Source organism: Kribbella sp. VKM Ac-2568 (assembly GCF_004345365.1).
GTDB classification, from domain to species: domain Bacteria; phylum Actinomycetota; class Actinomycetes; order Propionibacteriales; family Kribbellaceae; genus Kribbella; species Kribbella orskensis.
On record NZ_SLVF01000006.1, the window covers coordinates 154,572 to 166,889 of the forward strand.

The 12,318-nt window shown below is 68.7% G+C and carries 15 protein-coding genes and 1 pseudogene; 11 read left to right on the forward strand and 5 right to left on the reverse strand.

What is annotated here, in order from left to right; genetic code table 11:
• Window positions 1–10: 10 nt before the first annotated feature.
• The gene (locus EV648_RS18645; protein ID WP_132292865.1) at window positions 11–553 is read right to left on the reverse strand and encodes a peptidylprolyl isomerase; all 543 of its coding nucleotides are present in this window, start codon (window positions 551–553) and stop codon (window positions 11–13) included.
• A gap of 242 nt (window positions 554–795) precedes the next feature.
• Here EV648_RS18645 and EV648_RS18650 point away from each other — a divergent pair, with 242 nt between their 5' ends.
• Window positions 796–1,626 carry a DUF5324 family protein gene (locus EV648_RS18650; RefSeq protein ID WP_132292868.1) on the forward strand — a complete coding sequence of 277 codons (831 nt, stop codon included), beginning with the start codon at window positions 796–798 and terminating at the stop codon, window positions 1,624–1,626.
• Window positions 1,627–1,758: 132 nt separating this feature from the next.
• On the opposite strand, the gene EV648_RS18655 is transcribed toward EV648_RS18650, so the two are convergent.
• Both EV648_RS18655 and EV648_RS18660 read right to left on the reverse strand, forming a co-directional pair.
• Complete coding sequence (locus EV648_RS18655) at window positions 1,759–2,079, reverse strand: hypothetical protein (RefSeq protein ID WP_132292870.1); 321 nt, start codon at window positions 2,077–2,079, stop codon at window positions 1,759–1,761.
• Window positions 2,080–2,423: 344 nt separating this feature from the next.
• Window positions 2,424–2,903 carry a methylated-DNA--[protein]-cysteine S-methyltransferase gene (locus EV648_RS18660; RefSeq protein WP_132292873.1) on the reverse strand — a complete coding sequence of 160 codons (480 nt, stop codon included), beginning with the start codon at window positions 2,901–2,903 and terminating at the stop codon, window positions 2,424–2,426.
• A gap of 271 nt (window positions 2,904–3,174) precedes the next feature.
• On the opposite strand from EV648_RS18660, the gene EV648_RS18665 reads away from it, so the two are divergent.
• Both EV648_RS18665 and EV648_RS18670 read left to right on the forward strand, forming a co-directional pair.
• Window positions 3,175–3,918: a DUF4328 domain-containing protein gene (locus tag EV648_RS18665; protein ID WP_132294062.1), complete on the forward strand. Its 744-nt coding sequence runs from the start codon at window positions 3,175–3,177 to the stop codon at window positions 3,916–3,918.
• Window positions 3,919–4,144: 226 nt separating this feature from the next.
• On the forward strand, window positions 4,145–6,220 hold the full coding sequence (locus tag EV648_RS18670; RefSeq protein WP_241995353.1) for a DUF4328 domain-containing protein: 2,076 nt from the start codon (window positions 4,145–4,147) through the stop codon (window positions 6,218–6,220).
• 34 nt (window positions 6,221–6,254) lie between these two features.
• On the opposite strand, the gene EV648_RS45235 is transcribed toward EV648_RS18670, so the two are convergent.
• A complete protein-coding gene (locus EV648_RS45235; protein ID WP_370452727.1) occupies window positions 6,255–6,503 on the reverse strand; it encodes an NAD(P)-dependent oxidoreductase in 249 nt (82 codons plus the stop codon).
• Between EV648_RS45235 and EV648_RS18675 the strand changes: the two genes are divergently transcribed.
• From EV648_RS18675 to EV648_RS18705, 6 genes and pseudogenes are all read left to right on the forward strand, one after another.
• Window positions 6,391–6,852, forward strand: a complete 462-nt coding sequence (locus EV648_RS18675; RefSeq protein ID WP_241995357.1) for a carbohydrate ABC transporter permease — start codon at window positions 6,391–6,393, stop codon at window positions 6,850–6,852. The genes EV648_RS45235 and EV648_RS18675 overlap by 113 nt on opposite strands.
• Window positions 6,849–7,640: a sugar phosphate isomerase/epimerase gene (locus tag EV648_RS18680; protein ID WP_132292882.1), complete on the forward strand. Its 792-nt coding sequence runs from the start codon at window positions 6,849–6,851 to the stop codon at window positions 7,638–7,640. Before EV648_RS18675 ends, EV648_RS18680 begins: the two co-directional genes overlap by 4 nt.
• Window positions 7,641–7,643: 3 nt before the next feature.
• A pseudogene (locus tag EV648_RS18690) lies at window positions 7,644–9,614 on the forward strand (DUF2264 domain-containing protein).
• A 9-nt stretch (window positions 9,615–9,623) separates the two neighbouring features.
• The gene (locus EV648_RS18695) at window positions 9,624–9,920 is read left to right on the forward strand and encodes a LacI family DNA-binding transcriptional regulator (protein ID WP_132292891.1); all 297 of its coding nucleotides are present in this window, start codon (window positions 9,624–9,626) and stop codon (window positions 9,918–9,920) included.
• Window positions 9,920–10,192 (forward strand): substrate-binding domain-containing protein, encoded by a 273-nt coding sequence (locus EV648_RS18700; RefSeq protein ID WP_132292894.1) that lies wholly within the window; start codon window positions 9,920–9,922, stop codon window positions 10,190–10,192. Before EV648_RS18695 ends, EV648_RS18700 begins: the two co-directional genes overlap by 1 nt.
• Window positions 10,189–10,770 carry a cysteine hydrolase gene (locus tag EV648_RS18705; RefSeq protein ID WP_132292897.1) on the forward strand — a complete coding sequence of 194 codons (582 nt, stop codon included), beginning with the start codon at window positions 10,189–10,191 and terminating at the stop codon, window positions 10,768–10,770. Before EV648_RS18700 ends, EV648_RS18705 begins: the two co-directional genes overlap by 4 nt.
• Here the strand turns inward: EV648_RS18705 and EV648_RS18710 are convergent.
• On the reverse strand, window positions 10,733–10,933 hold the full coding sequence (locus EV648_RS18710; RefSeq protein ID WP_241995358.1) for a hypothetical protein: 201 nt from the start codon (window positions 10,931–10,933) through the stop codon (window positions 10,733–10,735). The two genes, EV648_RS18705 and EV648_RS18710, sit on opposite strands and share 38 nt — an antisense overlap.
• A gap of 40 nt (window positions 10,934–10,973) precedes the next feature.
• Here EV648_RS18710 and EV648_RS18715 point away from each other — a divergent pair, with 40 nt between their 5' ends.
• The gene (locus EV648_RS18715; protein ID WP_158294017.1) at window positions 10,974–11,204 is read left to right on the forward strand and encodes a TetR/AcrR family transcriptional regulator C-terminal domain-containing protein; all 231 of its coding nucleotides are present in this window, start codon (window positions 10,974–10,976) and stop codon (window positions 11,202–11,204) included.
• Window positions 11,204–12,139 (forward strand): aldo/keto reductase, encoded by a 936-nt coding sequence (locus EV648_RS18720; RefSeq protein ID WP_132292900.1) that lies wholly within the window; start codon window positions 11,204–11,206, stop codon window positions 12,137–12,139. The genes EV648_RS18715 and EV648_RS18720 overlap by 1 nt, the downstream gene beginning before the upstream one ends.
• The last annotated feature ends 179 nt before the right edge of the window (window positions 12,140–12,318 follow it).

Genomic DNA, 12,318 nt, shown 5'->3' on the forward strand with positions numbered 1-12,318 from the left:
CGCAGTTGGATCAGACGGTCTTGCGCTCGATCTTGACGCTGTTGATCAGGATCGGCTCGATCGGCCGGTCGCCCGGCGCGGTCTTCGCGGTCGCGATCGCGTCGACGACCTTCTTCGACTCCTCGTCGGCGACCTCGCCGAAGATGGTGTGCTTGCGGTTCAGGTGCGGCGTCGGGACCACGGTGACGAAGAACTGCGACCCGTTGGTGCCCCGGCCGAACTGGATCCCCGCGTTCGCCATCGCCAGCAGGTACGGGCGGTCGAACTGCAGTTCCGGGTGGATCTCGTCGTCGAAGGCGTAGCCCGGCGAACCGGTGCCGGTGCCGAGCGGGCAGCCGCCCTGGATCATGAAGCCGTCGATCACCCGGTGGAAGCCGAGGCCGTCGTAGAAGCGCGCCGTGCTGGGCTGACCGGTGGTCGGGTCGGTCCACTCCTTGGTGCCCTCGGCCAGGCCGACGAAGTTCTGCACGGTCTTCGGCGCATGATCGGGGAACAGCTTGATGACGACATCACCCTTCGTCGTCTCCAGCGTCGCGAACAGTTCTTCGGCCACGAGATACTCCTCATCGGTTACGGCTTACGACATCGATCCTGTCATGGGCCTCAAGGAGGACCGTCATCGACCGGCCCGGCCGACAGCACAGGGTGATCTCAGGGTCGGTCGCCGCCGTTTATCGGCTGGGTACGTCGTACGATGCAGAGACAGCCGGATTTGTCCAGAGCCGTACCAGATCGTCCAGGCCGCCGATGGGCTCGAGAGTCGCCCATCGACGCGGGCGGCACCGAGGAGGAACCGTGGGTTCGTCGAAGTCCAAGGGCAGGGTCGAGACCGCGAAGGATCGGGTCCGGCCATACGCCGAGTCGGCATCGCAGAAGGTCGGACCAGTGGCCGGCCAGGTGCGTGACCACCTGGGGCCGGCAGTGGGCACCGCACGGGAGAAGGTGTCGCCGTACGCGGAGAAGGCCGTCGAGCGCGGCGCCGCCGTCGCCCAGACCGCGGTCGAGAAGGCCCAGCCGGTGATCGACGACGCGCTGAGCAAGGTCGGTCCCGCCACCGAGCACGCCGCCGAGAAGGCGCGTGAGCGGCTCAACGACGACCTGGTGCCGAAGGTGACCGCCGCGCTCGCCGCGCTGGCAGCCGCCGCCGAGCCGGTCATCGAGGAGACCTCGCGCCGGGGCAAGGCCACCAAGGCCGCGCTCAAGGGCGAGATCGACGTACCCAAGAAGGGCCACAAGTTCCGCAACTTCGTGCTCTTCCTCGGCTTCGGCGCGCTGGCCGCCGCGGCCGTCAAGAAGCTGCTGACCCCGCCGGAGCCGGCCTGGCAGTCGACCCCGACCAGCGGCCGCGACTACAGCTCGGCCCCCGCCGGTACGACGTCGCGCCCCGCCGCCGAGAAGCCGGCCGGCACCGCGACCGACACGGCGCCGAAGCCGGAGGCCAAGGACGAGACCGTTTCGCCCAACGGCAAGACCGAGGAGGCGAAACCGGAGGCCAAGCCGGACGCGAAGCCGGAGGCCAAGGAGGACGACACCACCAAGTCCCCGTCCGACGGCACCGCGAAGAAGGCCACCTCCACCCAGCGTCGCTCCACCGGCTCGACCAACTCCAAGCCCACCGACTCCTGATCCCGGGCCGGCAGCCTGACCGGCAGTCCCGCAAGACCCGCAACGGCGAAGGCCGCGACCCATCCAGGGTTCGCGGCCTTCGTCATTCACCACTGCAGCTGCGGCATCACGCGGTCGCCGCAGCCGGAGCCGTCAGGCTTCTGGGGAGTCGGGGGCGTCTTTCTCCGGACGGGTGTTGGGGATTCGGCCCGCGGAGAGAAGCTGGGTGGCGTAGCGGTGGGTGATGCACGGGTAGGTGCCGCCACACTCGCGGCAGACGGCGTCGTTGCGGTGCAGCCAGGGGAGCACGCCGAAGCGCTTGATCCAGGTCAGCGGCTCGCGGTCGGGCGCGTGCGCCTGCAGGGCCGAGCGGGCCGCGCTCTGGATCTCCGGTGCCGACCATTCCTCGGCACTCTTGTCCATCAACTCGCTCAGGTCCGGGTTCGGCACTGAGCTGGACGGGGGCTGGGTCATCTCGTTCGTCTCCGGGCAGGGTTCGGGGCGGTACGGAGTTCAGCGCGGCTACGGCAGCGGCGGACGGACCGCTGTTGCCGGACCACCTGGCGGGGGCCGCGGAGACGAACCCTTGGAAGCTGGCGGCGCTGATCGAGGAGTCGGAGGGGGAGGTCGGGCGGATAGGGCGGCTATCGATCAAACGTGTGATCAAACCGTGTCAGCGTGATCGCACACCGCGACATTAGTCCTCCGAGGGCCCACTCCCAGCACCCGGGTCCCCCCGCCCCCAAACCTTCATCCACCCCTTACCCAACCGGCCTGGGCGATGGATCTCTGGAGGTGTTCCGCGGCTGATGGCGCGGTCAGAGCCAGACGGTTTCCAGGGTGATCCTGGCTTCCAGTTCGAGGAGGTGGCGTTTGGTGGGGATGCCGCCGCCGAAGCCGACCATCTTGCCGCCGGCGCCGACGACCCGGTGACAGGGCACGATCACCGCGATCGGGTTGTGGTTGCACGCCACTCCGACCGCCCTGGCCGCGCCCGGATCGCCGACCGCTTTCGCGACCTCGCCGTACGTCTGCATCTCGCCGTAGGGGATCCGGCGCAGCTGGGCCCAGACCGAGCGCTCGAACTCCGACCCACCGCGCACCGACAGCGGCAGGTCGAACTCGGTCAACTCACCGGCGAAGTACGCCTTCAACTGCTCTTGCGCGGACAGCAGCAGGTCGTCCCGCTCGACCTGCGGGCCGACGTCGACCGCGCCGAAGTGCAGGCGGCAGAGACCGTCGTCGTCGACGGCAAGGGAGAGGTCACCGATGGGCGAATCGATCACAGACCAGCGCATGGATCGATTGTCCGCCCCGGCACCGACACTTTTCTGCCCCACCACCAGCCTTTCCGCCTCCACGGACCGCGCCGGGCGCGGCAGAATGGGGTAGGGCGCAGGACACTCGCCGCGACGGGCACGCAAGGTTCTCGCCTGATCACACCGGGTTGTGCTATTTCTGATTTCCCCGCCTCACCACGGTGGATTTCGTCCGGTCGCTCATCCCTGGCACCGGGCCTGGTAACGAGGGGTATACGTGACCGGTCATCAGACAGGCGGTTTCCACCGGATGCCTAGCCGGCCACCCCAGCCGCCGCTGGACCGCTGGTTCAGTTCCGAGCAGGCGATGGGCCTGGCCGCCTCGATCCTGATCGGCCTGGTCACGGTGATGGGCTGGGCAACAGCCTGGTCCGACTGGCACTCGTACGCCGCGCTGAAGACCTACGAGGAGACCCGGAACGAACGGCTGCTCAACCAGGCCGACCTGATCTCCGGCTCGCTCGGGATCGTCGCGGCGCTCGCGCTCTTCGCCGCCGCGGTGGTCTTCATCGTCTGGCTGTGGCGGGTCCGCTGGAACGCGGAGATGTTCTGCAAGGGCGAGCACCGCTTCACCCGGGGCTGGGTGCTCGGTAGCTGGATCTGCCCGGTGGTGAACCTCTGGTACCCGAAGTGGGTGGTAGACGACATCGTCGCCGCCAGCGACCCCCGGACGCCGCCGTTGACGCCGACCCTGCGAGTCATCCCAGGCACCCGGCTGGTGTGGGCGTGGTGGCTGACCTGGGTGGTCGGGCTGGTGCTCGATAACATCGCCCAGCGCAGCGTGCTAGACGGGTTGCCCCAATTATCCGAACTCCGGACGAACGCTGTGATGTCCAGCATTTCCGCCCTCAGCACGACAGCCGCGGCTGTACTCGCAGTGATCCTCGTCCAGCGGATCAACGACCTGCAGATGCGCCGGCCGTGGACACCGTGGTGGGCCCGCGAGCCCGCTCAGCATCCGCTCAACGGACCGTGGCAACCTCCTGCGCGGTAAACCAACCCGTCACGGACCGTCAAGTGGCTCGTTACAAGTGGTGATGGGCGTACGAAAAGACCGCGTTAAGTCGATACCCTCCGTGCTGGCATCGACTCCACACGAGTACTTACTTCGTGGTATCAATGTGGCTCGGTCACGCGGGGGCAGGATTCGACCGAAACGCCGAACAGACGGAGTTCCAGCAACGCGAGGGACGCACGACGTGAGCCACCCGCAACGAGCAGTGCTTTCTGCTGTTGAAGAAAACGATGAGTGGCAGCCACACGCGCCTGAAGAATTTCAGGAGGTCGGCACGGTCGGCCGGATCGCGATCGGACTGCTCGGAGCCTCGACCCTCACGCACCTGCTCTGTACCTGGTCGGACTGGAACACCTACGGCGTCGTCCACACGTACCTGACCGGTGGACCGAACGTCGACGACGCGGATCTGAACCGCGCCGACAGCATCGCCCGGATCACCTCGATCCCGAACGTCATCATCTCCGTCGCCGCCGCCGTGGTCTTCGTGATCTGGTTGTGGCGGGCCCGGGTCAACTCCGAGGTCTTCTGCCAGGCCGACCACCGCCGCAGCCACGGCTGGGTGCTGGCCAGCTGGTTCTGCCCGGGACCGAACCTCTGGTACCCCAAGCAGATAGTCGACGACGTCTGGCTAGCCAGCGATCCGAAGACCCCGGTCTACGCCGACGACCTCCGCCGGCTCAGGAAACCCCTCCTCACGAACGTGTGGTGGGTGGCCTGGGTCGGCGCTCTCGTGTTCGACGTGGTCATCCGCCGGGCGCTGATGTGGATGGAGGCGACCGTCGGGTCACTCCGCGGCATCGCCCTGGCCGGTACCGCGTCCCTCGTGCTGACCGCGATCTCCGCGGTCGGCGCGACGCTGGTGATCCGCAAGATCACCACCATGCAGACCACCCGCGAGTGGATCCCGTGGTGGGACCAGCGCGAGCCGAGGATCGCCGCGGTGCCGAGCTACCACGTCTCCCGGGTGATGGCCGACGACGACACCTCCGAGCAGCAGATCATCTCCGAGCCGATCGCGGCGCCGCCCGTACGGGAGCGTCAGCTGCAACTCGCCGGCGGCTCGTCGCTCGGTGGGCCCGCGAACCAGCCGGCCGAGGAAGCGCCGAAGTGGAGCCCGTTCGCTCCGGTCGTGGAGACCTGGCAGGACGCCGGCCCGGCGACGCAGCAGTTCAGCCCGGTCGAGAGCTGGCGCGAGGACACCGGCCAGGTCAAGGAGGCGACTCCCTCCTACCGGCAGTCGTCCGCCGGCCTCGAGACCCCGAGCTGGTCGACCCCGGCCAACCCGTACACCCCGGCGAACGACGACCTGCTGTCCGCGCCGCTGCCGAGCTGGCAGGCCGAGACCGTCGCACCGCCGCCGCCCGTTCAGCCCGACCCGTACGCGTACCAGCCCGCAGCCCGAACTGCTGACCCCTATCAGCCTGCGGCTCGCCCGGCCGAGCCATCGGAGCCGTCCTGGGCCACCTCGTACTCCGAGTCCTACTCGTCGTCCTACAGCAACTCCTCGGACTACCTGACCTCCTCCGAACCGGTGGCGCCGGCCCCGCAGCCCGCACCCGAGCCTGAGCCCGCACCCGTTGCGCGCGCCGGTCGCAGGGCCGCTCGGGTCGCGGTGGACAGCCCGTCGACGGTCCAGGCCGCGGTGCCGGCTTCCACGAGCTACTACGAGCAGGCGCCGGCCGTCTCCGAGCCGGACGACTTCCTCACCCCGTCGAAGCCGCTCCCGCCGGTCCCGTCGTTCGGCCCCGAGCCGTCCTACACGCCGGAGCCCACCTACGCCCCGGAGCCGACGTACCCCGCGTACGACGCCCCCGCGGTCCCGTCGACCTACGAGTCGTCGTACACCTCGGACTACTCGACGTCGTACCAGTACTCCGAGCCGGAAACGCCGCAGGCACCCGAGTCGACGTACACCCCGGAGAGCACCTACAGCCCGTCCTCGTACGAGTCGTACTCCTCGGAGCCTTCGTACGACAACTACGGCTCGACCTACGACTCCTCGTACTCGTCGCAGCAGAACTCGTACACCGAGTCGGACTACAGCAACGAGAGCTACGACACGTCGTACAGCCCGAACTACACGCAGGAGTCCTACAGCACCGACTACTCCACCCCGGAGTACGGCAGCAGCTACTCGGACCAGCCGGCCACGGATTACCAGCAGAACTCGCCGTACTCCTACGAGGCGCCGGCCCAGCAGCCGGCCGCCCCGGAGCCGGAGAAGGACGACTCCGAGATCACGGCACCGAGGACCCACCCCCGCCGCCGCTGGGTCTGACCCCAGACCCTCGAGACGTCAGTCCTGCAAGGCGTCAGGCCATCAGGTCGTACGTCGAGGGGTAGACCTCGTGCTGCAGGTCCAACCCCGCGCAGTACCTGCGGATCTCCGTGATCACGATCGAACCCTGGGTCCGTCGCGAGTGCCAGGTCTGCGCGCCGAGGTGCGGGGTGAGCAGCACGTTCGGGAGCTGCCACCACTCCGAGTCGGCCGCTAGCGGCTCGGAGTCGAACACGTCCGTCTCGGCGCCGCTGTTCACCTTCCTGGCCCGGCAGTTCTTCATCTCGCTGCCGGCCGAGCTGGCCGACGCGGCCCGGGTCGACGGCGTCTCCGAGATCGGGATCTTCTTCCGGATCATGGCGCCGCTGGCCGCACCTGCCTTCGTCACGATCACGCTGTTCAACGTCGAGTCCGCCTGGAACGGCTTCATCTGGCCGCTGGTGGCGACCAGCTCGGAGAATCTGCGGCCGCTGCAGTTCGGCCTCGCGACCTTCGCGCAGGGCTCGGGCAGCGTGCAGTGGCCGTTCCTGCTGGCGATGTCCGCACTCGCTACGCTGCCGATGATCTTGCTGTTCATCTTCGGCCGGCGGTATTTCATCGCGGGCATGGCTACCTCAGGGATCAAGGGATGACAAAACTCGCCTTCTCCACGCTGGGTTGCCCCGGCGCACCACTCGACCACGTCCTGAAACTTGCTGAAGGCAACAATATCTCCGGCCTCGAACTCCGGACCGCGGACGACGAGTTCACCCACACCGGTCTGACCGCCACGGAACGTCGCGACCTGCGGAGCCGGATCGAGGACGCCGGACTGGAGATCCTCGCGATCAACAGCTACGTCAAGCTGTGCGCGGTCGAGGAGCAACCCCTCGACGCGCATCTCGAACTCGCCGCCGACCTGGGCGCTCGCGGCGTCCGCGTCTTCCCGGGCGACAACCCCAGTACTGCGTCCGAGGCGGGTGATTCGCCCACGCCGGGTGAGATCCGCGCGCTGGACCGGGTCACGACGGCTCCGCGGGAAGTCGCCATCCTGCTGGAGACGCACGACTCCCACTCGGCCGGACGGAGGATGGCCGCGCTGTGCGGGTTGCTCGACACCGAGGTCCCCGGGCACAACGCCAAGGTCATCTGGGACAGCGCGCACACCTGGAGCCACGGCGAGACCCCGGCCGAGGCGCTCGACCTGCTGAAGCGGTGGATCGACTTCGTCCAGATCAAGGACGAGGACTCCACCAAGGACTACCGGCCGGTGCCGAGCGGCGCCGGCGACTACCCGATCGACCAACTGCTGCAGGCCTTGCGGGGCACGGAGTACTGGCTGTCGTTGGAGTGGGAGCTCAAGTGGCACCCGCACCTGCCGCCGCTGGACGAGGCCCTGCCCGCCACCTGGAACTGGATCTCCGCCGCCGAAGAAAGGTAATCCATGCAACCCGTGCTGCCCCCGCTGCAGGTTTCCGGACTGCTGGGCTCGTTGCTCCCCGAAGAGGACCGCGGTCTGAGCCCGTACACCGGACTGACCCGCGACCACTGGGTCGCCGTCGCCGACCACCTGCTGCAGTCGGCCGACGCGTACCGGTCCCCGCAGGGTGCACGGATCAACTTCCCGGGCCGGCCGTCCCAGCAGGGACCGGCGACCGACGGGCTCGAGGGTTTCGCCCGCACCTTCCTGCTGGCGGCCTTCCTGCACGCGGGTGGCTCGGACAAGAACGGCCACCTGCAGGGGTACGTCGACGGCCTGGTCGCGGGCACCCGCACGGTCGGAGCCGATGACGACGAATCCTGGCCGGTGGTCGGACACGTCGGCCGGACCGGGCAGCCGCACGTCGAGGCCGCCGGCATCGCGCTCAGCCTGCACCTCACCAAGGACGACACCTGGGGACGGCTCGCGCCCGACGAGCAGGACCGCCTGGCCGCCTGATTCCGCGCGACGATCGAGCAGGAGCCCTCGCCGAACAACTGGTACCTCTTCCCGGCCACGATCGCGAGCTTCCTCGAAGGAGTCGGCCGCGCGGACGAGCAGACGGCGTACGTGATCGAGCGGGCGCTCGGGCTGATCGAGGGCTGGTATCGCGACGAGGGCTGGTACAGCGACGGCGCGGGCGACGCGTTCGACCACTACGTCGGCTGGGCGATGCACCTCTACCCGGTGCTGCACGCGCACCTCCGAGGCCTGACGACGCTGGAGGAGAAGCTCGGGCCGCGGCTGAAGGAGTTCCTGGAGATGTTCGGGAAGACCTTCGACCGCGACGGCTCACCGCTGTACTACGGCCGCAGCATGACCTACCGCACGGCGACCCTGGCGGCGGTGGCTCTCGGCGAACTGGCCGGCCAAACCCCGCTGAATCCCGGGCAGTCGCGGCGCATCCTGTCCGCGGGACTGCGCTACTTCGTCGAACGCGGCTCGATCACGGACCACGGGGTTCTCTCCCTCGGCTGGCACGGCGAGCACCTGCCGACCGTCCAGCGGTACTCCGGCCCAAGTTCGCCGTACTGGGCGTCGAAGGGGTTCCTGGCACTGATGCTGCCGGCGGATCATCCTGTCTGGACGGCGGCCGAGGAGGAGTTGCCCGCGGACCAGGCCGACTACGTGCGCGCGGTGGCGCCGGCGGGGCTGTTGATCCAGAACACCGCGGCTGACGGACTTGTCCGGGTGCACAACCACGGCAACGACCACCTGAAGCCGGATGCTGCGGACGCAGGGGCGCCTGATCCGCTCTACTCCCGCTTCGGCTACTCGACCCGGACCGGGCCGACCTCGCTGCACGATCCGTCGGACAACGACCTGCAGGTGAAGATCCGCCGAGTGTGGAGTGCGCGACGTCGGATCCACAACACCGCGGCGGGGGACAACTGGCTCGCGTCCTGGCATGCGCCGCGGTTCCCCCTGTTCTCGCCGTGGGAGGGGAGCGATACGGCCGACGGTGGGCCCGTGCTGCCGTCGGCGCGGATCGACAGCATCACCGCAGTGCGGGGTGCGCTCGAGGTGCGGATCCACCGGCTGGTCTGGGTTCCGCCTGAATTGCCGGTGCGGTTGGCGGGCTGGGCGGTGGCGGGCTCACACCCGTCCGACTTCGAACAAGCCGTCGCCGGTACGACGGTCGGCGTACGGGCCGGTGAGCTCCGATCGAGTGTATCCGGCTTGCACGGTTGGGAATCGGCGGGCTCGGCGTCCGCGTCGTACGGGACCGCGTACGGCGAATGGGCGGTCGTGCCCGAGCTGCTCGGCACGACGTCGAAGGAGAACACCGTCTATGTGGCGAGTGCTTCGCTGAGCGGTGTCGAGGTGGAGGACACCGTCAGCGCGAGCGTGGACGGCGTGGTCGTGACGGTGGTGTGGCCGGACGGGCGCGAGCAGGAGTTCGACCTCGACGCAATTTTCACCGGGATCAGGTAAGAAGTACTGATGGCTGAGATCGAGGGGGCACCGACACGACGCGGGCCGACGCTGCGCGACGTCGCCCGGCGCGCCCAGGTCTCGGTCGCCACCGCGTCGCGCGCGCTGACCAGCGACTATCCGGTCGCCGAGCCGACGCGCGCGAAGGTGCTCCAGGCCGTCGAGGAGCTCCAGTACGTCGTCACCACCCGGGCGCCGAAGCGGTCCGCCCCGGCGACGTCGATCGCGATGATCGTCTCGGGCGTGGTGTCGCCACTGCGCAGCCTGGTCGCCACCGGCGTCGCCGAGGCCGCGGGGGAGACGTGATGGCCTCGGGTGCTCTGGCCGCCTTGCGGGAGAAGGGCCTCAGCGTGCCCGACGACATCTCCCTGGTCGGCTACGACAACATCCCGGTGGCGCAGGAACTCTCGCCACCGCTGACCACCGTCTACATGCCGCACGAGGAGATGGGCAAGGCCGCAGTCCGCCTCGCGGTGGAACGCCCAGCCCCCGGCTCCGGCCGGGAACGTCAACTCCTGGGCACCCACATCGTCATCCGTACCTCAGTTCGCCCGCTCACGGGAGGAAGCCAGGCATGACCATGCCCCTCGACCCGACCCGGACCGCCTTGCTGGTGATGGACTTCCAGACGGGCATCGTGAGCAACCTCGCCGACCCGGACGAGCTGGTCCGGCGTACCGCGCAGGCCCTTCGGCGAGCGAGGTCGGCCGGCGTGCGGATCGCCTACGTCCGGGTCGCGTTCGGTGCCCAGGACTACGACGCGGTCTCCCCGCTGAACAAGTCGTTCGCCGTACTGGCCGGATCAGGTCGCCTGGCCGACGGGTCCGCGGAGGCTGCGATCATCCCCGAACTGGCCCCCGAGCCGGGCGACATCGTGGTCACCAAGACCCGGGTCGGCGCCTTCAGCACCACGAACCTGGCGAAGCTGCTCAACCCGCGCACCACCGACAACCTGATCCTGGCCGGCGTCTCCACCAGCGGCGTGGTGCTGTCCACCGTGCGCGACGCCGCGGACCGGGACTACCGCCTCTACGTGCTTGCCGACTGCTGTGCTGATCCCAACGCCGAAGTCCATCGGGTGCTGACCGAGCAGGTCTTTCCACGTCAAGCCGAGGTCATCACTGCTGCGACGCTGCCTGGTCTGCTCGGCCGCTGACGGTGTGAACCGTACGGCGAGGCGCGAAGTCCTCGTCGGAGTGGTCGGCAGCCCGGCCGTCGAGGTGCCAGCTCCAACTGGTCGTCGGGGTGATCCGGAGGTAGACGCTCGGGCCGAACATGCCGGTGCGTTCGACGACCTCGGCGGTGCCGTAGACCCGCACGAACCGCGGTGACCACGGGTCGGTGGAGACGAGGTCGTCGATGACGAGGGCGACCTGGTCGTGCCCCGCCTGGACGCTGGCCGACCGGCTCGCTGCCTTCGCCGCCGACGGGTTGCTCGAGGTGGTCGACCCGCTCCGGGCGGCGCTGCGCTTCTCCCTGCTCATCTCCGGCGCCAACCCGTCCTACCGAGGAGAGTCCTTGACCACCGACGAGATCACCGAGTCCGTCACCACCGGCGTGCACGCCTTCCTGCACGGGTACGCCCGCTGATGCGCTACCGGTTGTTCGGCCGCACCGGCCTGCGGGACTCCGAGTTGTTCCTCGGCGCCATGCGGTTCGGCTCGGTGGACCAGGCCCGCCCGATCATCGACCTGTACGCCGGGTCCGGCGGCAACGTGATCGACACGGCCGACGCGTACGGCGGCAGCGAGGAGATCGTCGGCGAGGTGCTCGCCGGGCGGCGCGACCGGTTCGTGGTCGCCTCGAAGTACTCGCTGCCCCGCGACCCCTCGGACATCAATGCCGCAGGCAACCATCGGAAGAACCTCCGGCTCGCCCTCGAGTCCAGCCTACGCCGGCTGCGGACGGATCACCTGGACATCTACTGGGTGCACTTCTGGGACCGGCACACGCCGGTCGAGGAGACCCTGCGCGCCCTCGACGACGCGGTCCGGACGGGCAAGATCCTGTACGCCGGGATCTCCGAGGCGCCGTCGTGGATCGTCGCCCGGGCGAACACCCTGGCGCAGTGGCACGACTGGACGGAGTTCGCCGGGCTGCAGGTACCGTACAGCCTCCTGCAGCGAGATATCGAGCGGGAACTCCTGCCGATGGCCGAGGCGTTCGGCCTGACCGTGGCGGCCTGGGCTCCGCTCGCGCACGGGAAGCTGGGCCGATCCGCCGACACCGCTCTGGATGAACGCGAGCGCAAGGTGCTGGCCGCAGTACAGGAGGTGGCTCGGGAGTTGGGCGCGACACCGGCTCAGGTGGCGCTTGCTTGGACTCGGGCGCACTCGCGAGCGGTTCACCCACTCGCGGGGGCGAGCTCGCCTGCTCAGCTGGCCGACAACCTCGCCGCGCTCGAGCTGGAACTGCCCGGCGAGGCTGTCGGACGGCTGGAGGCCGCGACTGAGTTCGAGCTCGGTTTCCCGCGGGACCTCCGCACCGACGACTTCCTCGGACCACATCAGCTCGACGGCCGTTGAAAACCGAACTATTTCGGCCTAGGCCACAATTCTGCTTCGGTCTGGCGCGGGGGCATGACGTTACGCACCTGTCGATAGTCCTACCGGATGGAAGTCCCAACGGGGGACCTCTTGCAGGTAAGGACATTCACGATGACCAGAGCTTTGACTTCGAAGGTGCTGCGGATTCATCCACAGGC